The organism is Neobacillus pocheonensis, from assembly GCF_050477905.1.
Taxonomy (GTDB): Bacteria; Bacillota; Bacilli; order Bacillales; family Cytobacillaceae; genus Neobacillus; species Neobacillus pocheonensis_A.
Map to the genome: position 1 here is coordinate 46,478 of NZ_JBCNAD010000045.1, position 26,431 is coordinate 72,908.

The 26,431-nt window shown below is 39.9% G+C and carries 22 protein-coding genes; 4 read left to right on the forward strand and 18 right to left on the reverse strand.

What is annotated here, in order from left to right:
* Positions 1–217 precede the first annotated feature (217 nt).
* Positions 218–943: a GntR family transcriptional regulator gene (locus ABES02_RS23315; protein WP_430140111.1), complete on the forward strand. Its 726-nt coding sequence runs from the start codon at positions 218–220 to the stop codon at positions 941–943.
* Positions 944–1,025: 82 nt separating this feature from the next.
* Here ABES02_RS23315 and ABES02_RS23320 read toward each other — a convergent pair whose 3' ends face one another.
* The 17 genes from ABES02_RS23320 to ABES02_RS23400 form a co-directional block, all read right to left on the reverse strand.
* Positions 1,026–3,137, reverse strand: coding sequence for a DUF5054 domain-containing protein (locus ABES02_RS23320; RefSeq protein ID WP_430140112.1), 2,112 nt, complete (start codon positions 3,135–3,137; stop codon positions 1,026–1,028).
* A 28-nt stretch (positions 3,138–3,165) separates the two neighbouring features.
* Positions 3,166–3,930, reverse strand: a complete 765-nt coding sequence (locus ABES02_RS23325; RefSeq protein WP_430140113.1) for a sugar phosphate isomerase/epimerase family protein — start codon at positions 3,928–3,930, stop codon at positions 3,166–3,168.
* A gap of 1 nt (position 3,931) precedes the next feature.
* Positions 3,932–4,903, reverse strand: a complete 972-nt coding sequence (locus ABES02_RS23330) for an aldo/keto reductase (RefSeq protein ID WP_430140114.1) — start codon at positions 4,901–4,903, stop codon at positions 3,932–3,934.
* Complete coding sequence (locus tag ABES02_RS23335) at positions 4,884–5,642, reverse strand: glycerophosphodiester phosphodiesterase (RefSeq protein WP_430140115.1); 759 nt, start codon at positions 5,640–5,642, stop codon at positions 4,884–4,886. The genes ABES02_RS23330 and ABES02_RS23335 overlap by 20 nt, the downstream gene beginning before the upstream one ends.
* A gap of 84 nt (positions 5,643–5,726) precedes the next feature.
* The gene (locus ABES02_RS23340) at positions 5,727–7,016 is read right to left on the reverse strand and encodes a CehA/McbA family metallohydrolase (RefSeq protein ID WP_430140116.1); all 1,290 of its coding nucleotides are present in this window, start codon (positions 7,014–7,016) and stop codon (positions 5,727–5,729) included.
* A gap of 21 nt (positions 7,017–7,037) precedes the next feature.
* On the reverse strand, positions 7,038–7,904 hold the full coding sequence (locus tag ABES02_RS23345) for a carbohydrate ABC transporter permease (protein ID WP_430140117.1): 867 nt from the start codon (positions 7,902–7,904) through the stop codon (positions 7,038–7,040).
* 3 nt (positions 7,905–7,907) lie between these two features.
* Complete coding sequence (locus tag ABES02_RS23350) at positions 7,908–8,783, reverse strand: ABC transporter permease subunit (protein ID WP_430140118.1); 876 nt, start codon at positions 8,781–8,783, stop codon at positions 7,908–7,910.
* Between the two features lie 130 nt (positions 8,784–8,913).
* Positions 8,914–10,329, reverse strand: a complete 1,416-nt coding sequence (locus tag ABES02_RS23355; protein ID WP_430140119.1) for an extracellular solute-binding protein — start codon at positions 10,327–10,329, stop codon at positions 8,914–8,916.
* 95 nt (positions 10,330–10,424) lie between these two features.
* Complete coding sequence (locus tag ABES02_RS23360) at positions 10,425–11,453, reverse strand: LacI family DNA-binding transcriptional regulator (protein ID WP_430140120.1); 1,029 nt, start codon at positions 11,451–11,453, stop codon at positions 10,425–10,427.
* A gap of 376 nt (positions 11,454–11,829) precedes the next feature.
* Positions 11,830–12,930 carry a Gfo/Idh/MocA family protein gene (locus ABES02_RS23365; protein WP_430140121.1) on the reverse strand — a complete coding sequence of 367 codons (1,101 nt, stop codon included), beginning with the start codon at positions 12,928–12,930 and terminating at the stop codon, positions 11,830–11,832.
* A 24-nt stretch (positions 12,931–12,954) separates the two neighbouring features.
* Positions 12,955–13,959: a Gfo/Idh/MocA family protein gene (locus ABES02_RS23370; RefSeq protein WP_430140122.1), complete on the reverse strand. Its 1,005-nt coding sequence runs from the start codon at positions 13,957–13,959 to the stop codon at positions 12,955–12,957.
* Positions 13,960–14,058: 99 nt separating this feature from the next.
* Positions 14,059–14,289, reverse strand: coding sequence for a hypothetical protein (locus ABES02_RS23375; RefSeq protein ID WP_430140123.1), 231 nt, complete (start codon positions 14,287–14,289; stop codon positions 14,059–14,061).
* Between the two features lie 57 nt (positions 14,290–14,346).
* Positions 14,347–15,030 carry an MgtC/SapB family protein gene (locus ABES02_RS23380; protein WP_430140124.1) on the reverse strand — a complete coding sequence of 228 codons (684 nt, stop codon included), beginning with the start codon at positions 15,028–15,030 and terminating at the stop codon, positions 14,347–14,349.
* A 137-nt stretch (positions 15,031–15,167) separates the two neighbouring features.
* Positions 15,168–18,278, reverse strand: a complete 3,111-nt coding sequence (locus ABES02_RS23385; protein ID WP_430140125.1) for an alpha-mannosidase — start codon at positions 18,276–18,278, stop codon at positions 15,168–15,170.
* Between the two features lie 24 nt (positions 18,279–18,302).
* Positions 18,303–19,067 carry a carbohydrate ABC transporter permease gene (locus ABES02_RS23390; protein WP_430067604.1) on the reverse strand — a complete coding sequence of 255 codons (765 nt, stop codon included), beginning with the start codon at positions 19,065–19,067 and terminating at the stop codon, positions 18,303–18,305.
* Positions 19,068–19,140: 73 nt separating this feature from the next.
* Positions 19,141–20,061 (reverse strand): carbohydrate ABC transporter permease, encoded by a 921-nt coding sequence (locus ABES02_RS23395; protein ID WP_430140126.1) that lies wholly within the window; start codon positions 20,059–20,061, stop codon positions 19,141–19,143.
* A gap of 87 nt (positions 20,062–20,148) precedes the next feature.
* Positions 20,149–21,516: an ABC transporter substrate-binding protein gene (locus tag ABES02_RS23400; RefSeq protein WP_430140127.1), complete on the reverse strand. Its 1,368-nt coding sequence runs from the start codon at positions 21,514–21,516 to the stop codon at positions 20,149–20,151.
* 422 nt (positions 21,517–21,938) lie between these two features.
* Here ABES02_RS23400 and ABES02_RS23405 point away from each other — a divergent pair, with 422 nt between their 5' ends.
* Together ABES02_RS23405 and ABES02_RS23410 are read left to right on the forward strand one after the other, a co-directional pair.
* Positions 21,939–23,105: a GntR family transcriptional regulator gene (locus tag ABES02_RS23405; RefSeq protein WP_430140128.1), complete on the forward strand. Its 1,167-nt coding sequence runs from the start codon at positions 21,939–21,941 to the stop codon at positions 23,103–23,105.
* Between the two features lie 612 nt (positions 23,106–23,717).
* A complete protein-coding gene (locus ABES02_RS23410) occupies positions 23,718–24,119 on the forward strand; it encodes a PTS sugar transporter subunit IIA (RefSeq protein ID WP_430140129.1) in 402 nt (133 codons plus the stop codon).
* 232 nt (positions 24,120–24,351) lie between these two features.
* On the opposite strand, the gene ABES02_RS23415 is transcribed toward ABES02_RS23410, so the two are convergent.
* A complete protein-coding gene (locus ABES02_RS23415; RefSeq protein ID WP_430140130.1) occupies positions 24,352–25,299 on the reverse strand; it encodes an ROK family protein in 948 nt (315 codons plus the stop codon).
* A gap of 204 nt (positions 25,300–25,503) precedes the next feature.
* Between ABES02_RS23415 and ABES02_RS23420 the strand changes: the two genes are divergently transcribed.
* Positions 25,504–26,394 (forward strand): AraC family transcriptional regulator, encoded by an 891-nt coding sequence (locus ABES02_RS23420; RefSeq protein WP_430140131.1) that lies wholly within the window; start codon positions 25,504–25,506, stop codon positions 26,392–26,394.
* Positions 26,395–26,431 lie beyond the last annotated feature (37 nt).

Sequence of the window (26,431 nt, forward strand, 5' to 3'; positions counted from 1 at the left end):
TATAACAAGTTTAGTTTAGTAGTTTTAGATAGTCAAGATTTTTTATTAAATTTTCAAATAATTTAATGTGGTTTAGTAGCATTTAAGAATATAGGACCTTGAAATCGGATTTTTTTGGAATTAATTTAAAATTACTTTAATTTAATTTGTAGTAACATTATAATAATAGTAGGTATTTTAATACGATTCATTTTTTTAGTAGACTGGAGTGAAAAAAATGATAAGAAAGCCAGGTACTGCTTTGTATTTTGAGCTAAAAGAAAAAATCAAAAATATGATTAGTTCTGGTATTTATCCAGTCGGCAGCAAACTTCCAACCGAAACAGAATTATGCAATAAGTTTGAAGTGAGTAGAACAACTGTACGACTGGCTCTACAACAACTGGAATTTGAAGGGGTGATTCAAAAATTTCAAGGAAAAGGGACATTTGTTTTACAACCTAAAATTAAGGAAAAACTGACCCCCAAAATTACTAGCTTTTCAGAACAAATGCACGATGCAGGCCTTAGTTCCTATTCAAAAGTGTTGGCAATGGAAATTATCCCGGCATTTCCTTCTCTTGCCGATTCTTTAGAAATTAATCATAATGATCCAGTCATTAAGTTAGTAAGATTAAGGTTCGGTGGAACGGAGCCCTTTCAGCACTCCACATCCTACGTCCCTTGGAATGTCGCACCAACACTTATAAAGGATGATTGTTCGGGCTCCTTATTTGAATTGCTCCGAGTCAAATACCAAATAAATATTTGGAAGTCTGTAGAAACAATCGAACCGATTCTTTCTAATCAGGAAGTAAGTGAAATGCTTAATATACCATCAGGTTCTCCAGCTTTCTCATTAGAATCCTTGACCTATTCATCGGACCATGTACCCATTGAGTATTCCTTTACAATTCTGCGCGGCGATCGTTCGAAATTTGTATTGGAACGTTACTATTCATAACTACATTAAAATGCCCTATCTTTAGATTTTTAAACACACAAACCCGAAATCAGCTCCATGATTTCGGGTTTGTATTTACTTTTCACAAGTTTGATTTCAATTTTAGTGAGAATCGGCTTTTCCCATCTTCTTCATACCACATCGGGAAGTTCGTTCCCCAAATATTGTTATAGAGATTAAAGTGGAATCCACCTTCTAAGGAAGCAAAAGTATTGTTGAACTGCAGCAATCTTTTTTCTCCCGGGGAGACAAGTGGCGAATCTTTCGTCTCAATGATGATTTCGGCATCCGCTCCAGAATAATAAAGACCTTTATCAACAGAATGGAGGTTGCGGTTTCCATTTCTCACCACTTCCAGCGGAGAGATGTGTTCGCCCAACTTATCTAATTTCCAAATGTTTGGATTGTCAACTTCCAGCCCAAACGAAAACCACATCGCCTCTGGTAAGCGGTTCGCATCCTTATCGAGCCAATTAAGCTCAATATCAATATGTTCATCCTGCTTATAAAAATGATAGTGAATGATCACCTCTTTTGGGGCACCCAATGACTCTACCGGATACTGAGGAAAACTTAGATGGACAACGACATCATCACTTGCTGCCGTTTCTGTTTTCGTAATTGAAACGACTCTAGGTTGATAGATTTCATGTTTCGGCCTTGGATGTACCAGCTCAAATCCCGGTTTACCCTGGTCCGCCTCCGACCACCGATACGTTTGACCAATATTCTCCACATATTCCTCAAACCATTGATGATAATTTTCCACACCAAATGACTCGTAGGCAAAAACACCAATCCGTTTTTGTTTGTTCGTCCACTCTTTTCCGCTGCTTTCTACTAAACTAGAAATAGAACCATCATCTGCAAACACCACAGAAAAGCTTCCAAGAGAATAAGTCGTGTTCAGCTCTAAACGCTCACAGCCTTGTTCCTGCCTTTGGGCATTTAATAATTCGAATGCTTCAAAAACTTCCTTTTGGCGATCAGCAGATAAGGCAGCTGCTGCTTTTTCAATATATCTTCGCTGTTCCTTCCAGGAATTTTCAAATAATTGATAATCGCGATTTTTCGGTGCACCTGAAAAAACTTCATTCGATAAGCGGTCATACTCATCCATGGCAAATGAACCAATATAGCTGTATTTATCCGGAACCGAATCCTCATCAATTGTATTTCTCTGCCTTGCCTGGTGAAAATCCTGCTTGGCATAATTTTTATAATCATTGAGGTGTTTTTTTTCATCTAATCCCCATGTATGCTCAGGGATTAGCAGCAGCCAGTCAGAAAACGTTTGATACTCTTCACTACTTACGTCTAACTTGCCTTCGGATACCCACTGATTTCTAAGTCGAAGCAATTCCCGGTATTGAGCGACCTTTTTTGGATCTGTAGCTACACCATGTATCCAGGAATCTCCAATTTCTTCATAAACAACCGGCAGGGTATGTTTAATGCCCTGTATCTTGGCAGCAAATGCATCCATGCTCGATGCTTTGATAACGGCATTTGGAAACCGCACTTGTAAACTAGCAAATTCAGCTTTTATATCTTCAATAGACGGTGGTCCGCAATTATCACCAGTGTGTGCGAATACCATCACTTCCTTTAAACCATCCAGTCTAAGGACGTCCCCATAGTTGTCGGCATAATTAACGACGATTTCCGAACCGTCTTTCCCCTTCCACACAAAGATTGTAGGGACAGAAGGGACCTTTGAAGCTGGATTTACGCCAATATGCAAATATTGGATACTATTACTCATTAAATAAGGAATCATCGCTTTTGTATGTCCCGGTACGTCGGTCATTTTTGCCGAAATGGTTTCTTTACCATATTTCGAATCTAATCGTTTCGCAATCGACAGCCCGTATTGAAATAACTCAGCATCCATTAATTCCGTATGCGTCGTAAACGGCAGTCCGTGCCAGGCGATAAATCCCTTTTGTATCGCCGTTTCCATTCTTCGCTTCTCTTCGATATTTGTCTGTTTTAAATACTCCTGAATTAGCCAGGAGCCTGTCGTCCAAACAAAACCGACTGAAGTATCTTCTTTCTCCAGTTTTTCTGCCAGTTCAATGGCCTTTGGTATGTATGACTTAATATATTGTTCGGTCACATTTTCTGCTAAATCAGTAAAACCAATGTCCAGATGCGTTTTGAATATAACATGCACTACTTCAATATCATTCATGTTGCCGCTCACCACCTTGTGTATAGCTCTATACGTTTACTTTTTCCGCCATTTTAATGAGATTTGTCAAGCTCAATTCTAAGCTATCCATAGGATTACCAGGACAGAAGTCTTGTTCTACGGCATAGAATTCAACTCCATTTTGTTCGCCCCATAATAAAATTGGTTCAAAGTCAATCGACCCAGTCCCTACTTCAGCAAAATATTTTCTTTCATCATTAGTCATATCTTTTAGATGGAGAATTGGAACTCGATTAGGGAATTTCTGCATATAGGATAGAGGATCAAATCCCGCCATTTTTACCCAATAGGTATCGACCTCTGGATAAAGAGACAATCCATCCTCTTCTTCTAAAATATAATCAAGGGCAAATTTCCCATCTATTGTTGTACGGAATTCAAAGTCATGGTGATGGTATCCCACCCTGTAACCTCTTGGCGTTACTTTTTTTGCGACTTCAAGCAGGTCATGTTTTGCTTTCAGATAACCTTCAACATTTTGCATCTCTTCCTCAAGGTAATGGCAGAAAAAGTCGGTAGTCCCAAATAAGTCAGCTTCCTTTAAAACCAGTTCTAACTCGTTGTTCATGCGGTCAAGGCTGATATGCATGCCAGCTGTTTTTAATCCTGTTTCTTTTAAAACCTCAGCTATTTCTTCTGGGGAATAACCATAAAGCCCATCGATTTGCACAGCTGCATAACCCATTTTCCTTAACTCACGCAGCACCCCGGGAAAATCCTTCTTTATTTCATTCCGTAACGTATATAATTGAGCAGCAAATTTCTGTTTCATCTTATTTCGCTCCTCCTATTTTTGAATCACGTAAGTTGAGCATGTCCATTTCGACAGAAGTCAAAATAATTTCAGCCCCCTTGATGGAAGACAATAACTCCTCTACTTTTTCGGGGCCAATAATCGCTGCCGTTGGATAAGGCTGGTTCAGCACATAAGCGAGGGCAATTTCAATGGCAGTGGCACCCTTTTCTTCGGCAAGTTTTTGAGCAAGATTAAAGCGCTCCCAGTTTTCATCACTATAATAGACTTCAACCATTTCCTCATTTTCACGATTTTCAGGAGAGAATCGGCCGCTAAAGAAACCACCCGCCTGCGAACTCCATGATAGTAATGGCATCTGTGTTCCCTTATGCCAGTTTGAAATTTCCTCATTTACTGAAACACACCCGGCCCATCTTGGTTTATTGCATTGCGCCAAACTAAGATTCGGGCTGTTAAAAGTAAAACCGATAAGACCGTGTTTGGCTGCATAGTCATTCGCTTCCTGGATGCGTGTATGAGACCAATTCGAAGCGCCAATTGCATGAATTCTGCCTGCAGCCATATGCTCGTTCAATGCTTCCATAATCGGACCCACTTCCACACGAGTGTCGTCGCGGTGGAGGGCATAAAAATCGATATAATCGGTTCTTAATCTAGCTAAGCTTTCCTTAACATCCTTATTAATCGCTTCCCGGTTTACACGAGGCCCTGGCTCGCCATCATCCGGATGCGCTCCTTTTGTAAGGATGAAGATATCTTTACGGATTCCTCTTGATTCAGCCCATTCGCCTAAAATCTCTTCACTGTTAATATATTGATGGGCTGTATCAAACATATTTCCTCCCATTGCAACAAACTGATCCATAATGGTAAACGCCTGTTCCTTATCAGCTAATTGATAGAAGCCGGCGGTTCCCATAATTAAGCGTGAACATTTTTTTTCAATTGATTTATTGTCAGCCAACCCTTTAAGCATTATATAGTTCATCGTGAACCTCTCTTTTCAAGAATCTATTTCTTTCTTCAATCATCACATCGGGAATATTGGTATCCATCACATCGATGCCCCACTCTAGAATGGTCCGCCAAACATGGAGGTCATCACTCATACTTCCATGCACATAGAAACCATGCTGATGTAATTGGTCTACTAAACTAGGAGAAAGCTGAAAAATAGGGACATTTAGTACCTGAGCCTCAATCGAACGTAAATACTCCACAGGATTAACAAGACGCGATGCACTAATGACATTGGTTATGATTTCTTTACTATGATTCCTCACTTCAACTAATGAGGCATGATTAAAGGACATGATTTGAACCTGGTCTTCCATTTGGTAGCTTTCTACTAACTGAACAACCTTTTTCGCAAGCGGTTCATGTAAATGTTCTATTTGTTTCAATTCAATATTTAGCCAGATTTTATCTTTTGACCATGCAAGAACTTCTTCAAAGGAAGGGATTTTTTCACCTGCAAACTTCTCGGAAAACCATGAACCAGCATCTAATTGTTGGATTTCTGCTAACGTATGTTTATGGACAAATCCCTGGCCATTCGTCTTCTTATCTAAATAAAAATCATGATAGACGATTACCTCGCCATCTTTTGTTAATTGGACATCCAGCTCCAGCATCTCAGCCCTTATTTCCACCGCTTTCCTGAAACTAGACATCGTATTATCCGGACAATAAGCGGATGCACCACGATGTGCACCGATAAAACTCACTTGATGTCCTTCAAAAATACTCGCTATCTTGTCCGCCTTCTTTCCATTATGAGTTCTTTTAATTTGAAAGATCTGTTAAGTTAACTAACAGATCAAATTCGAAAAATAAATAGGATTACTCAACGCTGCTAATAAACGTGATTTAACTTCAGGAAAATACCGCCATACTTCCACCCTGTAAAAAGAGCGGTCTTCTGCAGCCCATGATAGGTCCAGCATGTCCTGGCCTTCCTCAATCAATATTTCTTTTTCGATTCCATGATTGGAAATCACTTTTACAACATCACTATATTGAACATCCTTCACGTTTAACTGGATAGGTTGATTCCTATCTTCACACACATCTCCAGTCATACTCGTTCCGCACGTTACACTAATAAATGGCCCTTTTGGAGAATAACTGAGAACCACATGGCCTTTATCGATTGATTTTAAAATCTCAGAACTTGTTAATGACTTGCCGAAGACCCAAGTTGTCGGCATTCCGTGTATGACATACGGATCAGGACGGTGCACATCACTGCCGCCAACGGCGACAAGTCTTCTGCCTGAGACCAGCTGATCCTGCCACCAATCAAGGGCAGCCTGGTTATCTTCCCGCCAAGGTCCATTCCAAACCTCGACACAGTCATAGTCAAAATCCCAGTCCCATCTCCAGCCTGTATGACGGCAATATGGATGGTTTAAGGAGATATAGGCTCCATTTTCACGGGCCTCATTTAACCGGCCGTGTAATTCTTCCATTGTATTGACTCGAAAATCACGAATCGGATCCTTGACACCAAAAAGATTGAGATGGCCCCAGTTTGTAGTCAGCTCCATTCCTGGGATAAACAGCGTATTGACATCACGTGGATAGGCTTCATTTTGACTGGAAGTGTTATGGTCGGTCAATCCTAAGAAGTCCAGACCCGCACTTTCACAAATGTCGGCCTTTTCCCTTAATGTATAGGTACCATCACTATGAACACTGTGAGTGTGAAGGTCACCTTTTAACCAGCGAAATTCTTCAAGCGAGTACTCAATCGCGAGGTTCACAGTGCAGCCCTTTACAGCTACTTTGTAAGCTCCGAGAATGACAGCCCACTCACCTGCTTCAATTTCGCCATGTAAATAGCCTGGTGTGGCTTTTGCCTGATGAATAAAAAATTCAGTACGGGCACCTCCGCTCCACCCGCGGACTCTGTTTGGATCCTTTACACCTAAGTCGATAATGCTCGAAGCCGCTCCTGTTTGAATGACTTCCATTTTCACCTTAATTTGCTCCGTACCTTCAGGAACACTGAATGGAACTTCGATATAGGAGCTTTCTTCATCATGTGAGATAAATTTTGAAATTGTTACGGCTTTTGAACTCGCTTGGATAACTCCCATTTGATTGACCTCCTGTAGACGCTATTCTTTTCCTGATCCTAGCATTAAACCTTTTACAAAATATTTTTGCACAAATGGATAGATGACTAACAATGGTATAAGGGCAATGATAATCCCGGCCATCCTGACATTGGCTGTGATAAAATCACTGCTTGATGTTGAATCGGATGAGATTATTAATGAACGCAACGCAAGCTGCAATGTATATTTTTTATCGTCATTAATATAGAGCAAGGCAGAAGTAAAGTGGTTCCATCTGCTGACAAATTCGAATAGGGTAATCGTCGCAAGCCCCGGCTTAGCCAACGGCAGATAAATTCTAGAGAAGATTCTAAAATCTCCCGCACCATCCATCCTTGCTGATTCTGCCAATTCATACGAAACACCTAAAAAGTAATTTCGGATTAGCAGGACACTAAAACCTGAAACTAAGCCATTAACGACCAATGATGTAAGGGTATTTAATAGGCCAAGCTCCTTATTTACAACATATAGCGGAATCATAATAGCCTCACCTGGGATCATCATTGTGATCATAATGATAGTCGTCATTATTTTTTTACCAGGTAAGTCTTTTTGCACTAAAACATATCCAGCCATAGCAGACAATAAGACATGCAGTACCGTTCCAACTAGGGTAACAATAACGTTGTTATAAAATGGTCTCCAAAGCTCGAGCTTTCTCCAGATGGTTTCATATCCCTCAAAGTTGATTTCAGTCGGCCAGATTTTTATTCCCGGTTTCATCGACTCGATATTCGAAGAAAGCGAAACGGTCAGAGTATTAAGTAACGGGACAATCATGGTAAGGACCAACAGTAATAAAAATAGGGTATTAAGACCATAAAAGAATTTGCGCTTCCAACTCCAATGGGTCCAACTCTTCATGTTCTATGCCTCCTCGTCATATCGAAGCACTTTCCTTGCAACCAAGGTAAGAATTAACGTTGCTACGATAATAATCATTGATGCTGCAGTGGCGACTCCCATCTTAAACTCCAAGATCCCTTTTTCATAGGTGTACGTCATGAGTACATCTACTTTACGGGTAATGGATGGATTGCCCATTACAATAATTTGATCAAAAATTCTTAATGCGCCTAATAGGTTTAAAAGAAAAACTACTTTCATTGTTGAGTATAATTGTGGAATCATAATATTTTTAATTTCATGCCAGCGGGAAGCCCCGTCAATTTTAGCTGCTTCGTATAAGGATGGACTGATGCCTACAATCGCTGCCAAATAGAGAATACACGTGTACCCCATATCCTTCCAGATAGCAGAAAGCACCATTAGCGGTCTTGCATACTCATCCTGTGTGAAGAAGTGAATCGGTTTGCCGCCAAACGCTTTGATGATTTCATTTACAAGTCCTCCATCCGGTGATAGGAGGTAGATCCAGATTCCACCAACAACGACCCATGAAAACAAATGGGGAACATAGATAACCATTTGAGTGAATTTTTTAAAGGAGACCCGTATCACTTCATTCAGGGAAATGGCAACGATAATCGGGAAGGCGAACCCAATGATCAAGATACCTCCGCCAATAACGACCGTATTTACTAAAACACGCCAAAAGACTGGATCATGCAGCACTGTGATATAGTTTTGAAAACCAACAAAGGGCCGATCACCAATGATTCTAAATTCTTGGAAACTTATAATCACTCCCCGTAGTAAGGGATAATAGGCAAAAAGAAGAAAATATAGGAAGATGGGGATCATCATGACATAAAGCCATGCGTAACGTTTATAAGTATTCATTCGTATCATCACCTTGTAATCCGGTTTTGTGGGACCTAATAAAAGAGACCTTTATCTATCTAGGCCCCTATGAAACTACTAAAAAAAGAGGGAGGGCATCCGCTCACCCTCTTTTTACACTTTAAAAATCTTATTTATCAATCAAGCCTGCATCCAATAATTCTTTATGCATTTGTTTAACCGCAGCTTTGGCATCCATTTGACCCATCATGGCTTTAAAGGCATAGTTCTGGACGATTTTTTCCGCTGTTGGCCAATCAGAAGTTGATACATCTAATGAAGAGTTATTTAATACAATCTTCTGAGCATCTTCTACCCCTGGAAGCATACCAAATGGATTTTTCCACTTTGTATTGTTCGGGAAAGGCGCCCCATGATCCATACTGTGCTCCTTACCAATATCCGTTAACTCATATTTACCATTTGTTTCAGTATAGTCATTGCCTTTAATTCCAAGAGTGGCTAAAGTATTTCCAGCTTTTGAATGCCAAAATTCAAGAAATTGAATGGCCGTATTTGGATGTTCAGCATTTACAGGAATGGCCCAAACACTTTGGTCACCACGGTGGAGCATAATTTTTCCATCTTTCCCTGCTACGCCTGAAATCCCTTTTGCCTCGAATGCTGTATTAGGATCATCGACTTTGCGGATATTGTTAAATAACCCAACCCAAGCATCCCAATAGGTAACCATTCCTACTCGGTCCGTTAAGAATAGCTCACGCATTTTTCCTGTATCATTTGTGGCAAAGTTTGGATCTAATAACCCATCTTTATATAGTTTGGCAAACCACTCAAGAACTGGGACAGCCTTTTCCGTTGAAAGTGGAATCGTACGCTTTCCATTTTTATCAATGACATACTTATTCTTAACCCCAGCTGCACTTAAGAAACCTTGAATATCATTTAGTCCAGCAAGGGAAAGTCCATATGTATCAGCCTTGCCATTTCCATCTGGATCCTGCTCTTTAAACGCTTTGAAGACATTGTAAAAATCATCAAGTGTTTTTGGTTCTTGCAGATTTAACTTTTTCATCCAGTCTTCTCTGACAATCGGCAGTGTTCCGCCTTCAAACTTATTAAATACACCGTAGATTTTTCCGCCATCGTACTTAATTAAATCCCAATCTTTTTCAGAAATAACCGATGGATCAGATAATACCTTTGATTTTTTAATTTTGTCATTTAATTCGGTTAATACGCCTTGCTTGACCAAGACATCCATCAACGGCTTCGTAAGAAGGATTAAGTCATATTTTTCACCAGATGACATCGAAGTCATTAATTTTTGATCATAATCAGCAGGGGGTTTCACCATCTCTACTTTAATCCCTGTTGATTTTTCAATCTCTTTTATGAACAATTCATTTTCTTCGGGAGTTTTCCCGCCAACAACGTTGGTAAGAATACGCAGTGTCTTTTCTTCTTTTTTAGTTCCATTGTTTTTAGCATCGGTTGAAGTTTCCTTTGAACTACAAGCACTTAACAATAAGCTTAAAATCATTAAAATTGGCACTAGCAGCTTAAAACCTTTTTTAAAGTTCATTTTTCCATCTCCCTTTGTAAGAAAACTCATCTATCTTCTTGTTTTTAAAACCCTTTTATTAGTTCTCAAAAATCACCCCTCTCAATGTAATGGAATTATACTCTACTAACTCTTTTTAAGAGATTTTTACAAGATTCCCTAATCACTAGTTTTGCAGGTATCATTTTTTGTCTTGGAGCTAATTGTTCCTTTAACACATTGATTAATACTTCTGCAGCTTCTTCCCCCAGTTTCTCAGGATACAATTCGATACAGGTTAGTTTCGGGGTTGTCTCTAAAGCTAGAGTTTCATTATTACTCAAGGCTACTAAAGAAAGATCATTCGGAATATCAATCCCCAGTTCCCTGGCAGCACGGAGGACACCTAATGCGACACGGTCGGTATCAGCAATGATGGCTGTATATTTTTTTTCTTTAATCGTTTCTAGTAAACTATAATACCCATAGTCGGAAGCGTTCTGATATTTTTCCTGATCGTTATAAATCACATTCTCTTCCTTAAAAGGTAAACTGAAATTTTCGCTGGCCCGTTTAAAGCCTTCCTTTCGATCTTCTGCTACCGTCATGCCATAGGAAGCATTGAGAAAGAGAATATCTTGATGACCATTTTCGATGAGGAACTCCCCAACCTCTTTCACGATTTCGATATTGTTGTTATCAACAAATTTTGTGTCAACATCCGTTTCTTCTGGTCTGCCAATTAATACATAGGGAAGATTTAATTGCTTGTATTGAACAATTCGCTGATCATCATCTTTTGGATTTAATAAAATAACTCCATCCACTGGATCCCTTGAAAAAAGGGCTGTTTCTTCATCCTCAACCAATCTGTCAAGCAGGACACGATAGCCGTTTTCTGTACACTTTTTAACGACTCCATTAATCACTTTCAAATCAAAGCTGCTTAGTTCAGTATCGAGTGTTGGCATTTTCAACCCGATTATCATCGTCTTCTTCATCGCCAGACTTCTGGCAACATGGTTGGGGACATAGTTTAGTTCCTTCGCCACATTCAATACCCGTTCCGTTACTTCGGCACTGATTGGCCTTTTTTTACTAAACACACTAGAAACGGTTCCCTTGGAAACTCCAGCCCGTTTTGCAACATCATCAATTGTCACCATTATTATCACCTAAACTCCCTGTATAATTAAACCGGTTTAATTGAAAATTAAAAAAATTTACACTACATTTACAAGAAAACAACGTTTTCGTCTATATTCGATGTTTATCTACCAGTTTTTTATAAAACCGGTTTAATGAATTCGCTTTCATTATAATGAGAAGTTTAATAGAAAACAATATTCAATTATTACTTTTTTATAAAAATTCTAAAAATTAATACTTTTACCTCACCAAGACTTTTTAATGATAGGACTTTAGTTTTAGTTTTTTGCAGGGATTTATTTCAGGTGGTACAAAAATAATAAACAGTCAACTAGTTTCGACTAGTTGACTGTTTATTTATTTAATGACTATTCGTTTTAATGTCTATACTTCCTATTGAACCAAGCTTTTTTCCTCAAAATAGACAGCTTTCCCTGTTTTAGCAGATTCATAGATGGCTTCTAAGATTTCGGTTACAACAAGCGCTTCTTCAGGTTTTACGAGCGGTTCGGTATCGTTGACAATGCTCTCCATCCATAAACGGGCTTCCAGATCCGCATCACTTTCTTGTTTTCCATCATAGAAAGCCACACCGCCAGCATTCAGTTCTACATTCGTCGTGTATAATTTACCGTACTTCTCTCCGTGAATACATAAGCCATTCTTCATATCTGCTCCACCTTCTGTTCCACTTAGTGAGCATTTCGCTTCACCTACTTCTAGCGAATTGAGGGCCCAGCTGGACTCTAAAACAATTGTTGCGCCATTTTCCATTGTAATAAATCCAAAGGCAGAATCTTCTACAGTGAACTTTTCAGGATCCCATGATCCCCAAGCATTCGCGGCATCTTTCTTCTGACTTAATTTATGATACGTCGTGCCCATCACAGATTTTGGCTTATAGTTGTTCATCATCCATAGGGTTAAATCAAGAGCATGTGTACCAATATCAATTAATGGACCGCCGCCTTGCTTTTCTTCATCAAGAAAAACTCCCCATGTAGGTACAGCGCGGCGGCGAATCGCGTGTGCTTTCGCAAAATAAATCTCACCAAGTTCACCGCGTTCACATACCTGATGTAAATACTGGCTGTCCGGACGGAAACGATTGTTATACCCGATTGTCAATTTTTTACCCGAGCGTTTAGCAGCCTCCACCATTTGCCGTGCTTCTGCCGCCGTCTTTGCCATCGGCTTTTCACACATGACATGTTTACCGGAATCCAGGGCGGCAACCGAAATTTCAGCATGGGTATCGTTTGGAGTAAGCACGTGCACCACATCGATCGAGTCATCCAGAAGTAAATCTTGATAATGGTCGTAAACTTTGGCATTTTCAGCTCCGTACTCCCGAGCCGCTTTTTGAGCTCTTGCCAACAGCACATCACAAAAAGCCGCCAATTCCACGTTTTTTAATTTCGCTAAGCTTGGCAAATGTTTTCCATTGGCAATGCCGCCACAGCCAATTATCGCTACTTTTAATTTTTTACTCATTCTATTCCCTCCGATATAAATGAATTATTTTATCTCAGTCAATTCAACTCTTCTTCCTTCTTTAGAAGAAAGGGCCGCAGCCTGATTGATCAAAGTTAAATGATAGACATCCTGATTTGTGATGGCAGGTACCGTTCCATGCTGGATCGCGTGAATCCATTGTTCCATCGGCATCGGAAGTGTATTTGGTAAAACCTTTGGATCAATCCAGGACTTCTTATCCATATGAACACTTTTAATACGGATTTGATCATCTTCAATTAACAAGGTACCTTCTGTTCCATAAAGCTCCAGCTGAAACGGACTTCCTGCTGATAGAAATCCCGTCTCAATGATTCCTAACGCCCCTGACTTGTACTCCACAATGACAACAGCGTTATCGTCCACCTCCCTGCCTTGAGTGTTTTGTAGTCTCGCGCTAATGGCTTCCACATCTCCTGCTAGACGGTTTGTTAAATAGATAGGATGCGCCCCCAGGTCAATTAAGGCTCCTCCGCCACATTGTTCAAGATTGAAAAAGTGTTCAGGAAGCCAACCATTCGAATGTTCATCCGTTGAAACTGCTCCATTATGAGCCAGACGGCAGCGCACCGTGGTCAGCCTGCCAAGCAGCCCTTTGTCTACGACCTCTTGTGCATATAAATAATACGACTCTGTCAATCGTGGTAAAGAAACCATTAATTGGACGTTCGATTCTTCTACGGCAGTAAAAATGTCATTAACCTCTTTACTGCTGAACGCTAATACTTTTTCCGTAAAAATATGCTTTTTGTGTTTGGCCGCTGCTAAAATGACTTCTGTATGTAAATTCGTTGGAGTAGAAACAATCACTGCATCAATTTCAGGATTCGATAAAACCACATCTAAATCACGTTCAAACGGAACACCCAGTTCCTCCGCCCATTTTTGCCCACGTTCCCTATTTTCGTCCCAAACGAATCGAATCGACAGATTTTTACTAGTTTCAGCCTGACGTGCATAGTCCTCTGCATGGACATGCCATTTACTTAATAAGGCAACTTTAATCATCGTCATTTCTCCTTTTCATCTTAAAAATGATTAATACAAAAACATCCTTTTGGTTCCTTTTAGATACTGCGGCCCATTAGTTCCGCCAATTTTCTGACTTCATTGGAAGTAATGGAATGCACGCCCATGACCGCTGTCCTCATAACCATACTTTCTAAGAGATTCTAAAATTATCTTCTTAGATTGCTCTTCATTATTTAAATTCTTAGGTGAATATTCAAAAAAGCACTTAATCGTTTTATATGGTTTCACTACAAAAAATGAATAAGTGATATGACTGCTTGCACAAGAGGGAGTTACTTTCCCCTCAACTTCATAAAGATAATCCATTGCTGCCCTCCCACTTAATGATGTTGGTTTATTTTTCATCCGAACAATCGATACCTATTAAGCGCTTCCAATCTCTAAAACACTTATATCTCTTATTTCTCGGATGGACGTAAATATTTCAGAGGCATTCTTCTCTTTTGGCACTCTCAGCACCAATTCCATCTGGAACTGTCCTGCCTGCAAGTCTTTAATATAGATATCATTAATAGAGTAATTTTGACTTTTCACTTTTTCGATAATTTTAGAAAAATCGACCTGATTAAGGATGAGAAATTTCACTTTTATTTCTTTAGATGAAAGCGACCTTGGGATGAATAAATTCATAATCATCGGCAGTACCTTTAGTGAAAACAATATAATCCCAATGCTTATGAACGCCTCATAATAAAAACCGGCACCTACCGCTATTCCAACTCCTGATGCCCCCCAGATAATCGCAGCTGTTGTTAATCCGGAAATCACATTATTTCTTTTCCTTAAAATAACACCGGCACCCAGGAACCCAATTCCACTAATCACCTGTGCCGTTAACCTCATGGGATCCGTCCTCATGTTTGAATTAAACTTGCTATAAAAAACGGAAGACTCAATGGAAACAACGGTGATCAAGCAGCTGATGACCGCAATGACCACGCAGGTTTTTAAACCTAACGGCTTTTGTTTCAACTCCCTTTCCAATCCAATGATGATTCCTAGAACCGCTGCCATACCCAGTCTGATACTAATAACCTCTAAACTCATAATCTATCACTCTTTCTTTTATTCAGGTTCTAGGTTTTTACATGATTGTATTTTGTGAATATGCTAGTTTGTAAAGCTTTTAACGAATGGAGGGGCCAATCCCATTGGGTGGGATTAACCCCCATTCTGCCTTGATCCTATTTCAACTCAACGATAAATGTCTTAATTTCGTATGGTTTGATGTCAAACGAAAAGGCCTCATTGCCTCGGGCTTCGGAAATACTTCTTTCCATTAAATCACATTCCTGCCAGGAATTAATTTGGAAATCACTTGTTACTTCAACCGTTCCTCTTGCACCAGCAAATTCATGCAAACGGATAATGACGTGGTCACCATTTTCTCCTTTTTTAACAGCATCGACCAATACATTCGGAGCGGTCACGTTGAATAGCGAAACGCTATCTGTCTGGCCTTCTGCGCAGCTTAATGGATTATTGAGCTCCCAGGCCTGCCGTACTGTGTTCCCTTCATACCAGCTTCCAGCATGAGGAAGCAAGGAATACGTAAACACATGTTCACCTTGGTCTGCTTGTACATCCGGATAAGTAGCCGATTTTAATAGTGTAAGGCGCATGACATTATCTTTAATGTCATGTCCGTATTTGCAATCGTTCAATAAGCTGACACCATAATCCCTTTCAGAGAGATCCGCCCACTGATGACCAACCGTTTCAAACCGAGCGTAATCCCAGCTTGTATTCCAATGAGTTGGACGTTTTACATTTCCATACTGAATATCGTAGGTCGCTTCTGTTGCCCGAATTTCCACTGGGAACGCTACCTTCAACAATTGGTTTTGATCGTACCAATCAATCTTTGTTTCAAAATCGATACGGGGATTGTCCGCAAACAAGGTCATTTTCTGATGGATAACCGAGTTGGAGTAGGCCCATGTAAACTCAACCACACAACGAATCGGACCATTTTCCAAGACTTTGGTTTCCTTTAAAGTCGTAATCTCTTTCATCTTTTCTTGATAATAAAGATCGATATCCCATGCATCATATTGCATTGGTTTATCCTCAAACACCTGGAACACATTTCCGCGTGCATTCGGAGCTAAAACATTCCTTTGATTTTTCCTGTCATATAGTTTCGTTAACTGACCATTTTCATTCCATGAAATCTCATAGTAATCGGAAGAAATACTATTTCCAGAAACATGGAAAGACGAAGCTGTTTCAGTCGTTCCCTGTTCATAATAAACGGAGCTTTTTCCAAGGGAAGGAACTTCATCCACTTTAACAAGCCATTCTCCATCAGCCGTTTGCTGAGCTTCCAATACCTCTCCTGTCTCTTTCTTCCACACTACTTCTCCAGTCGTGTTTGTGTTGATCTTAACGGAAGCATTTCGCTTCCACGAAGAGGAATTATAAATCGTATACAATCGCTGGCCAGGATTCACGGCTAAAGACTGTGAAGCCTCCTTCCATGCATTAGCCGCAAGCTCATATGCTTCGGCATATTCCAGTTTGCTGTCTTCATAAACCTCGTGAATGGATGATCCCGGAATGATGTCGTGGAATTGATTGCGCAGCACAATCTTCCAGCTTTCCTCCAAATTTTGCACAGGATAAGCTGACCATGAACGTGAAAGTACACTGTTAAGGGTATTCAGCCATTCTGTTTCACGGAGAAGCAGCTCCATTTTACGATTCATCCGTTTATTATACGCCTGAGATGTATAGGTGCCGCGGTGATACTCCAGATAGAGTTCTCCATCCCACGTGTGAACATATTGATCGGTATTGTCTACAGTCTCATGCAGGCGTTTAAAAAATTCATCCGCTCTGCCTGTTTTAACAGCAGGCAAGCCCGGCATCTTATCTAATTTTCTTCTCATCTCTAACATTTCACGATTAACGCCGCCGCCGCCGTCTCCATAACCATAGGAAATGAGCAGCTCCTGGTTCACAGCTTTATCGCGATACGTTTCCCAAACCCCTTTTACCGAACGGGGAGTAATCTGTCCGTTATATGTATAGAACCAGCGGTCATCCTCAGGGGTAGTGATAAAATGAGTTAAAATCTCTGTTCCATCGATCCCTCTCCATTTAAAGGTATCATGCGGCATTCTATTAAACTGGCTCCAGCTAATTTTTGTAGTCATGAAGGTTTTAATGCCAGATTTATCCAAAATTTGCGGAAGTGCCCAGCTATACCCAAAAACATCTGGAAGCCACAAATATTCGCATTCCTTCCCAAAGTTTTCACGGAAGAATTTCGTACCCAGCAACAATTGACGGACAAGTGATTCACCTGATGTCAGATTACAGTCTGCTTCCAGCCACATTCCACCGTCTGTTTCCCAACGGCCTTCTTGAACTCTTTTTTCAATTTGTTTATAAATTTCCGGGTAATCTTTTTTAATATAATCATATAATTGAGGCTGTGTTTGTAAAAAAACGTAATCTGGGTATTGCTCCATTAAACGAAGAACGGTAGAAAAAGAACGTGCTGCCTTTTCTCTAGTATGTTTCAGCCTCCAGAGCCAAGCCACATCGATATGAGTGTGTCCGATTGCCGTTACGGTGACAGGATAATTTTTCGGAATTCGCTCTATTTCTTCATTTAAAGCAGATTGTGCTTGATAAAGAGAATCATAGAAGCCTTCTGAACCAGGAACAGACCAATCGATCATCAGAAAGGCCCTGTCTAAGGCTTTTAATAGTGTTTGCCTTTCAGGCTGATTTTCCTGCAGGTACTCGATCGTCGCTAGTGCAGCCCTAGCTGTGTAATACAGATCATCCACCGTTTCATCCAGACAGGCGATAAAAGCGGTTTTTAACTGGTGTTCCTGCAGCGTCGGCTTACCTCCGCCTTCGAGCCCTGACCACAGCCGGAAGCATACTTCAATGGTGGTTCCAGCTAGGCTTCTATCTAAAAATACCTCCTGATGATTCATGTCTACGCCTTGATATGGGTACCCGTTTACATACAGCAGGGACTCAAACCCTGAATTATTACCGCCGCCTGTTTTTCCAAAATCAAATACACCGACAATTTTCTGTTGTCCCCAATTTTCAGGAATGGGGATTAACGTTTTAAGCCAAATGTACGTATCGCGTCCTTCCCATCTTTCCCGTACATTCATGGTCCTCCATGATCCATCCTCGGGAGGCCTCTCTGAAACCTTGCCTTCTTCATCCTCTTGAGCTTGAAAAGATGCCACTGGCTGTATATTCCGATAACGATATTGATCTAGTTCCTCTATCCTTCTTTCCAACTTTTCAATAGTCCAAAACATATCAAACACTCCTCTAAATAGTAATTATCCTTTGGATGCTCCACCGAGACTGAAGCCCTGAGACATAAATCGCTGTGAAAACATATACAAAATGACAGAAGGCATCGTATAAATCATCGAGAAAGCGGCCAGTTTTCCGTATTCGATCATTCCGAAGTTACCGAAAAATTGGAAAATCGTCACCGAAGCAGGAAATTTATCAGGTGACTGAATCAAGATGTACGGTACGAAAAAGTTCCCCCAACTTCCGGAAAAAGTAAAGATGGCGACAGTGCAAATACCAGGAATCATCAAGGGAGCAACAACCTTCCTTAATCCTGCCCATACAGAGGCACCGTCGATCCACGCGGATTCTTCCAATTCCAATGGAACAGAATCCATAAAGTTTTTCATCATCCAAATCGCATATGGCAACCCGGATGCAGTCAAAAATAAAATCGTCCCAATGAGTGAATCCTGCATATTGATATAAATAAATAGTTGATAGACAGGAACCATTACCGCAGTAATTGGCAAAGCGGTCATAAATAAAATGGAATACATAAAAGGCTTTTTAAATTTCAAGGCATAACGTGAAAGTGGATATGCTGCCATGACGGCAACAACTACAACCAGCACTGCCTGGCCTAATGAAATAAACAGCCCGATTCCAAAGGAACGAAGATTCGCAGGATCAGTCAGGATGGAAGTAAAGTTCTCTGCCGTAAAAGAACTGGGCATTTTTAAAGCTTGCTGGGCATGTGGATCGATTGATGCAAATAACACCCACAAAAGCGGTAAAAGAAACATGATTCCAAGAACGGTTAAAATAACGTATGGGACAACTTTTTCAGTTTTATAACGATTCACAGTAACTCCTCCCTTAAATATTGACCTTCATGGAGCGGATATAAATCAAGCTTGCACCAATACCGATAACGAGCAGGATTAGTGAAATCGCCGTTCCATAGCCAAGTTGGTAATTGACAAACGCCTGGTTGTACATAAAAATAGGAAGAGTTTGTGTTGATGTTCCAGGCCCTCCGCCTGTCATGGAAAAAATTAAGGAAAACACACCTAATGTTTGGAGGGTTACCAGAACCATATTGGTAACAATTGACCCTTTAACCATTGGCAGGACAATGCGGTACATGACTTGAAAGCGAGATGCTCCATCCATCATCGCTGCCTCTTCCACACTTTTCGGAACATCATCCAAGGCTGCTTGGAAAACGAGCATGGAAAAGGCGGTACCGTGCCAAATATTCGCAACGACCACGCTGACCATTGGAAAAGTGTATAACCATGTGACTGGCTTTAATCCAATATGCTGTAAAATCATATTTAAGGTTCCGTTATCACTTAAGAATGCCACCCAACAAAAAGCTACCACAATTTCAGGGGTTACCCAGCCGGCGAGGACAATAATGCCGATAATTCGGCGAAACGTTTTGTTTTTCTCCTTCATTAGGACAGCCAAAATAAACCCTAAAACCTGCTGGCCAATGACGGCAGAAAAAAGCAAGAACACGATGGTTTTTACTACACTGATTCGGAAATCAGGGTCTTGGAACATGGATATAAAGTTTTGAAATCCTATAAACTGAACACTCTTTGCCTCTGTTCCCGTTAAAGTAAGATTCGTAAAAGCAAAATAAAAGGTTAGTAATATAGGTCCGACAAAAAAGACAAGCAGCAGGATCCAAGCAGGCAATAAAAAGAGAACCGATTTCAGCAGTGTATGATCCTTTCTTGTTTTCTCCTTTATGTTGACTGTTGTTGATACAACCGTATTTGTACTCATTTCACACCCCGGTCGATTATATTTAAAACAAAGGTTACCTTTTATAATTTAGAAAAAGGCAACCTTTATTTTACTTTTAGTGAATTCTTATTTTTCGATCACATTATCTTGTCCGACAATTTTTGTCACATTGGTCTGATATTCCTTCGCAGCCTGCTCTGGAGTTAGTTTTCCTGTTACAACGTCCTCGACAAGTGATTGAATTTGTGTGGATACAGTTGGATATTTATCAACTGCAGGACGGAATTGAGCAAATTTCAAGAATTCAGTGGCTTCCTTAAACATCGGAATTTCCTGATACGACTTCTCTTTTGCCACATCATCACGCGTAGTTAAGTTTCTTTCTTTTGTTAAGAGTGACAGTGTGCGTTCCTTGCTTGAAGCAAATTTAATAAATTCCCAAGCTTTATCTTTATGGTGTGAATTGTTTGGAATAGAGAGCGCCCATCCGCCTGACATCGTTATGGTTCCAGGAGCATCCCCATTTTCGGTCGGCATCGGTGCAAATCCTAACGTCTTAAAGGCTTCAGGCCAAGGTGCGGAACCCGACTCACCCCAGTTTCCTGTCTGCCAGATTCCGTCCAGTCCGATGGCAAGCTTTCCTTTAGGCATTAATTGCTGATAGGCCACGGCACCTGCCTGTCCATTTAATACTTGGGAAAGATTTGGACCAAGCTTCTCCTTATAAATTGTATCGATAAATTTGAAGGTATCCGTAAGCCCTTGGCTTTTCACAATCCATTTTTTCGAATCGTTATCATAAAGTGGAGTTTTCGTACCATAAAGCAGCATTTCAAATGTCTGCATCGATGTTCCTTCCCCTGATGCTTTGCCGGAGTTCATCCAAAACGGTGTCACACCAGGCAGCTTTTCCTTAATGGTCCTTGCGGCTTGTAGGATATCATCCCATGTCTTAGGCTCCCATGGAACAGGAAGTCCAGCTTTTGCGAATAGATCCTTGTTGTACCAAAGTCCCCGTGAGTCAGTGTTATAAGGCACCCCATAAGTTTTTCCGTCCTGAGCAATAACACCCTTCTTGACATTTTCGGTATAATTGCTCCACTCGCTCCAGTCCTTGACCTTATCATCAAGCGGTGTCAAATAACCGGCGCTCGCATCTGAATTCACCATAAAGGTATCCTCTGTTACGATGTCAGGCGATGTATTTTTCGATTTCAGCATTAAAGCAATTTTTGCAAAATAATCCCCTTCTGACACATTTAGTGGTGCCAGCTGAACATCTACTTTTGGGTTGTTCTTTTCAAACTGCGGAATAACTTCTTTATTGAGCCAATCTGTAAACCCTTTGTTTGATCCTCCACCAGATCGGTATGTAATTTTAATGACTTCTTTATTACTGCCGTTTGTCGAAGCGCTTTGATTCGAACATGCAGCACTCAACAAAACGCTGCCAGCAATAAGGGAAACAGCGGCAATTTTCTTATACTTTTTCATTTTCATCAACCTCTCACCCATTCCAATTAATTTTTTCAAAAAAGAAAACGATTACAAATTGAATTAAAAAAATTAGGATGATACCACTGCTTGGATTATTTTAATTCCCCCCCTTTTTAATTTTCCAAATTGATATGTTGATAGCATAATTGATATATTTGCTATATGTCAATTTACTAATTGAATATTTTTTATATTCAGTTAACAAATGATATAAAAGTACTATAATCTAGTAATATCATTCCTAATTTTGTTTATTATCATTTAGAGATTAAACATTATTAACCTTAAAATATACCAATTATTTTCCATGATTGATATGGATTGGATGTTTTTGCCGTAAAAAACGTATTGTAAATGGTTGTAATATATAATATATTTAATATATCATTACGACGACTATTAAGGATGAGGATATATAGATGGAAACTCCATTATATGAAAAAATTTATCTTAATTTATTAAAACAGATTGAGACTGGTCAATTACAACCACGGGATCAGGTTCCCACCGAGAAAGAATTGGCAGACCAATATCAAGTCAGTAGAATTACTTCAAAAAAAGCGCTTGATAAATTAGTGCAAATCGGAGCAATAGACCGCATTCGAGGGAAAGGCTCCTATGTATCGGACACACTTCCTGATTTTGGAGCACTTGTTCCAAAGAACGATGACGAACAAATTGTCCGTCAAAGTCAAGCAGTGAATGGGTTAATCGGCGTGATTATCCCAGAATTCTTTTCGGATTTTTTTGGCAGGAAAATGCTGAGAAATATTGAGAAACGCTGCTCGGAATTGAATTTAAACTTATTAGTTAAGTTGACATATGGGTGCCAAGAGGAAGAAGAAGAAGCCATCAATACAATGATCGAGCATCAGGTAAAAGGGGTCATTATTTATCCAGTCAACGGGCAGCATTACACCGCAAGCTTATTGCGATTGGTACTTGAGGGATTTCCCCTCGTCTTAATTGACAGGCATTTAAAAGGAATACCAGCTTGCTCCGTTTATACCGACAATAAGACAGCAGCTCAAAACCTAACTGAATTTCTGTTTTCTCAGGGACATAAGGATATTGCGTTCGTTTCCCCACCAGAGGAATTTACTTCTTCTATCGAAGAGAGAATTCAAGGATTTATGACCGCTTATTCGCAAAGGGGAATCGGGGTTAGTCCAAATTATTTATTAACAGATATGTTCAGTACATCGCCGGTGTTTAATCAATCAGATGAGTTTTTTGAAGATCAAATAAAATTACGGAAATTCATCGAAGAAAATCCAGATGTAACAGCATTCATTGCTTGTGAGTATGAAATAGCTTGTGTACTCGCCCAAGTACTTAAATCACTTGGAAAATCGATTCCAAATGATTATACCATAGCTTGCTTCGATCATCCCGGAACGCTGTACAATGATTTGATTTTCACTCATATCCAACAAGATGAGGAATTAATTGGAACAAAAACAGTAGAATTACTCCACAAACAAATTCATGGAGAAAATGTACCTATACAAAATATGATCGATTTCCAATTGGTTGAAGGTAATACCGTATCAAAAGTAATCCTGCCTGCCAAAGCACATTCCTAGAATGTGATTAGTTGCATATCGATGTGGATATTACATCTGTCTGCCTCAATCAAAATAAATAGTTTTTTATCGAGACTTTCAATATTTTAGTTGGAAGTCTTTTTTTTGCCGCCTTCTTGATAAGCTATCATGAGAACCCATTGTACTATTTTAAAAAACTTCAATACAGTACCATTTACTTGAAACCAGAGACCAATACCCTCCCAATCTGTTCCGCAGTTTGTCTCAAATTCCCCCAAAGCCCGGTAGTGAAACCCTTTCACTGTCTGCTATAATAAACCCCATGAGGTGAATAAACATGCAATTCGAAGATCGCGTCACTTTACCCGGAATTCTCTACAAGAAGCTGCCCAAGTCAATCTATATTGCTATGCGCCAAAGAAAGAAAAGAACGGCTACAATATAACGGACCGAACTCCGGTAATGATTGTGCTGCAAACATTATCTCAATATTATTGGGATCACTTTTAAAAATGTGTACATATACACGTGAAACCGCTTAATTTAATCCTAGCTGTGTAAAAATAAGAAGAATCGCTCTTCTTATTTTTTTTTGCTACGATTGACCCATGAAGTTGAAAACACTTTCAAAAAAATAAGGAGGTAAACCTTATGCAACTACAAGCACTTACCTCACCAAGCCTAATCAGTACCGGAAAAAGCTTCTCTTCAAAAAAAGAAGTCATTCAGTACTTAGTCAAACAGCTAGGTGAAGCTGGAAAATTACATTCAGAACAAGAATTTCTTCAATCTGTTTTCGATAGAGAAAAACTTTCTCCAACTGGCTTTGAAGGCGGACTTGCCATTCCGCACGGTAAATCAACTTCCGCCAAAGAAGCCGCTTTTGCGGTCGCAACCCTTAAAACACCTGTAACAGATTGGGAAAGCATTGACCCAAACAACAAGGTACAGCTTAAAAAGGTGTCAGGCACCATTCGTGGACAAACCCTTCGGTTTGTCCACATGGTGCGGACACCTTTTTTTATTCAATCATACATTTTAACTTTGTCTTGACTCATTCAATGATTGATGGCCAAGCAGGAGAGCTCCAGTTCCTGCACGATCGCCCAATCCGGGACTTACGATATATTCTGTTAGCTCTGGCAGTGAAACATAATCGTTCAACAACTCAGGCAAATACTTGTAAACAGAAAGGAAAACTTGCTTTGATTCATAACGCCGCCGGCTTCAATTGCACCTAACATGGTAACTTACCCCCTAAAAACTTAATCGTATTAAAAGAATATCACACTTCTGGAATCCTGGCCTTCGCCGCTAAAACAATCGCCTTTGACAGACCCACAAAGGTACGGTAAGAGGTTTGGTCTGACAATAAAATAGCGACTCGTTCATTTCCTAATGCCTTTTGCGCCTCACCTATAAACAAATCATGACTGTTACAAATTTGTCCACCAATGACCAAAGCATCAGGTTGAAACGGTTTAATGAATAACAAAAGCATTTCCCCTAATAGCTCACCAAATCTACGAAAAACTTCTTTCTCATCTTCAAGACCGGAACGTGCAGCATCCGCAATTTCTTTTAAGCCTAAGCCAGGATGGACATTTAATTGCTTGGCAATTCGAAGGATACCTCTCATTGATAGATAGTCATCTACAATGGAATCATGGAAAGGATGGCAGTAAACCCAACCGTTTGCCGGGATATCCTCACGATTTTTTATCAATACTCCATTCTCCATAAAGGCAGACCCAGTGCCATTTCCAAGGGTTATAAACATGACGCGGTCATATTCCTTCGCTTTGCCAGTGGTCCACTCACCCAATGCAAACATATCCACATTGTTTTCAAACACAATGCGAAATGGTGCAGAAGCATGCTGTAAAAATAACTTTTGCTGCTTTAATCTTACTGTCAATTCAGTACGTAAATCCACTCCATAAAGAGATTCAAACTTATTGACTCCACTAATAAATGAGACACCTTTTTGATAATCAAATGGACCCGGAAAGGCAAAACCAATGCCATCAATAATAAAGTACTTATCTAAAATCTTTCCGATTTGCCGGCAAATAATATGTACAAAATGATTTAACAGTTCTTCACGGTCTGCATTACTTTTAGAAGGAAAATACGACTCAGTATTAGGTATGATTTCTCCGCGGGAATTTAACACCGCCCCGTTGATAAATAACCCACCCACATCAAAAGCAAGATAATAATGATTGTACATGAAAGTTCACTTCCTTTATTTCAGTATAGACACGCACGTCATTCATCGTCTATACACCCACAAGTCATCATTTTATAAAATAAAGACATCCCATTGTAAAAGGGGATCTCTATCCTTGACAATCCTTTTTGACACTTTACTATAAATAATAAGGATAAACCAGCAACGGTGTCATATTTGATGATAAAGAAATGAGAGACAGCCATGGAGTTAACTCAAAATCAATTGCAAAAAGGGATTTCCCTATTGAATCAACACGTGGTTAATATAAGGGGAATGGAAGGATCTCTGTATATACACTATTGGGGCGGAGACAAATCCCTGAAATCGAATAGGCCACATAAGCATTCTTTCTATGAAATCTGCTATATTGTAAGTGGAACAGGCGTTTATTTGGAAAATGAAACCGAATATCCATTGTCCAAAGGAACACTTTTCGTATCTCGTCCCCATTTTAACCATCAAATCATCAGCCAAAATGACCTATACATATTATTTGTTGGCTTTGAACCCATCTATGCCGAAACCACAGAGCAAGGAAAAAAATGGTTTCAGCGCTTGGCAGCGGTAGAACCGTTCCTCATAAAAAATGAGGAAGATCTTTTCATTGAATTGATGTGGAAATTGTTGATATTGCAAGCACAGCGCAGCACGAATTTTATCCATGATACCATCCTTTCCTTGAGCTGCTCACTGATTTTTTCAATCGTACAGCAATTTTTTATCGGCAATTATAAAGTGAGTGACACGAACCATCTGTCGGTATCAACCACACATATTCACAGGGCAAAATTATATATTCGTGATAACCTATCCCAGCCGCTTCGCTTAAAAGATGTAGCAGACAATTTACATATTTCAAGCCGGCATCTATCTAGATTATTTACAGAGGAATTAGGGGTTTCCTTTACGCAGTATGTCAGGAATGAAAGAATTAATCTAGCTGCCCTTCTGTTGACGACCACGGACTTATCGATAAAAGCAATCGCTTCTGAGACTGGATTTGATACTGTCCATTACTTCACCACGGTGTTCAAAGAAATCATCGGAGTCACACCTGGTGAATTTAACAAACAGCTGACAACAAATTATTAACGGCCTTCCATCAAATTGGAAGGCTTTTCATGTCCTC

What these genes read in the sequence shown, in the direction of transcription:
- ABES02_RS23315 (WP_430140111.1), top strand. Translation starts at nt 218, where the DNA reads ATGATAAGAAAGCCAGGTACTGCTTTGTATTTTGAGCTAAAAGAAAAA.
- ABES02_RS23320 (WP_430140112.1), bottom strand. Translation starts at nt 3,137, where the DNA reads ATGAATGATATTGAAGTAGTGCATGTTATATTCAAAACGCATCTGGAC.
- ABES02_RS23325 (WP_430140113.1), bottom strand. Translation starts at nt 3,930, where the DNA reads ATGAAACAGAAATTTGCTGCTCAATTATATACGTTACGGAATGAAATA.
- ABES02_RS23330 (WP_430140114.1), bottom strand. Translation starts at nt 4,903, where the DNA reads ATGAACTATATAATGCTTAAAGGGTTGGCTGACAATAAATCAATTGAA.
- ABES02_RS23340 (WP_430140116.1), bottom strand. Translation starts at nt 7,016, where the DNA reads ATGGGAGTTATCCAAGCGAGTTCAAAAGCCGTAACAATTTCAAAATTT.
- ABES02_RS23345 (WP_430140117.1), bottom strand. Translation starts at nt 7,904, where the DNA reads ATGAAGAGTTGGACCCATTGGAGTTGGAAGCGCAAATTCTTTTATGGT.
- ABES02_RS23350 (WP_430140118.1), bottom strand. Translation starts at nt 8,783, where the DNA reads ATGAATACTTATAAACGTTACGCATGGCTTTATGTCATGATGATCCCC.
- ABES02_RS23355 (WP_430140119.1), bottom strand. Translation starts at nt 10,329, where the DNA reads ATGAACTTTAAAAAAGGTTTTAAGCTGCTAGTGCCAATTTTAATGATT.
- ABES02_RS23360 (WP_430140120.1), bottom strand. Translation starts at nt 11,453, where the DNA reads ATGGTGACAATTGATGATGTTGCAAAACGGGCTGGAGTTTCCAAGGGA.
- ABES02_RS23365 (WP_430140121.1), bottom strand. Translation starts at nt 12,930, where the DNA reads ATGAGTAAAAAATTAAAAGTAGCGATAATTGGCTGTGGCGGCATTGCC.
- ABES02_RS23370 (WP_430140122.1), bottom strand. Translation starts at nt 13,959, where the DNA reads ATGATTAAAGTTGCCTTATTAAGTAAATGGCATGTCCATGCAGAGGAC.
- ABES02_RS23375 (WP_430140123.1), bottom strand. Translation starts at nt 14,289, where the DNA reads ATGGATTATCTTTATGAAGTTGAGGGGAAAGTAACTCCCTCTTGTGCA.
- ABES02_RS23380 (WP_430140124.1), bottom strand. Translation starts at nt 15,030, where the DNA reads ATGAGTTTAGAGGTTATTAGTATCAGACTGGGTATGGCAGCGGTTCTA.
- ABES02_RS23385 (WP_430140125.1), bottom strand. Translation starts at nt 18,278, where the DNA reads ATGTTTTGGACTATTGAAAAGTTGGAAAGAAGGATAGAGGAACTAGAT.
- ABES02_RS23390 (WP_430067604.1), bottom strand. Translation starts at nt 19,067, where the DNA reads ATGTTTCTTTTACCGCTTTTGTGGGTGTTATTTGCATCAATCGATCCA.
- ABES02_RS23395 (WP_430140126.1), bottom strand. Translation starts at nt 20,061, where the DNA reads ATGAGTACAAATACGGTTGTATCAACAACAGTCAACATAAAGGAGAAA.
- ABES02_RS23400 (WP_430140127.1), bottom strand. Translation starts at nt 21,516, where the DNA reads ATGAAAAAGTATAAGAAAATTGCCGCTGTTTCCCTTATTGCTGGCAGC.
- ABES02_RS23405 (WP_430140128.1), top strand. Translation starts at nt 21,939, where the DNA reads ATGGAAACTCCATTATATGAAAAAATTTATCTTAATTTATTAAAACAG.
- ABES02_RS23410 (WP_430140129.1), top strand. Translation starts at nt 23,718, where the DNA reads ATGCAACTACAAGCACTTACCTCACCAAGCCTAATCAGTACCGGAAAA.
- ABES02_RS23415 (WP_430140130.1), bottom strand. Translation starts at nt 25,299, where the DNA reads ATGTACAATCATTATTATCTTGCTTTTGATGTGGGTGGGTTATTTATC.
- ABES02_RS23420 (WP_430140131.1), top strand. Translation starts at nt 25,504, where the DNA reads ATGGAGTTAACTCAAAATCAATTGCAAAAAGGGATTTCCCTATTGAAT.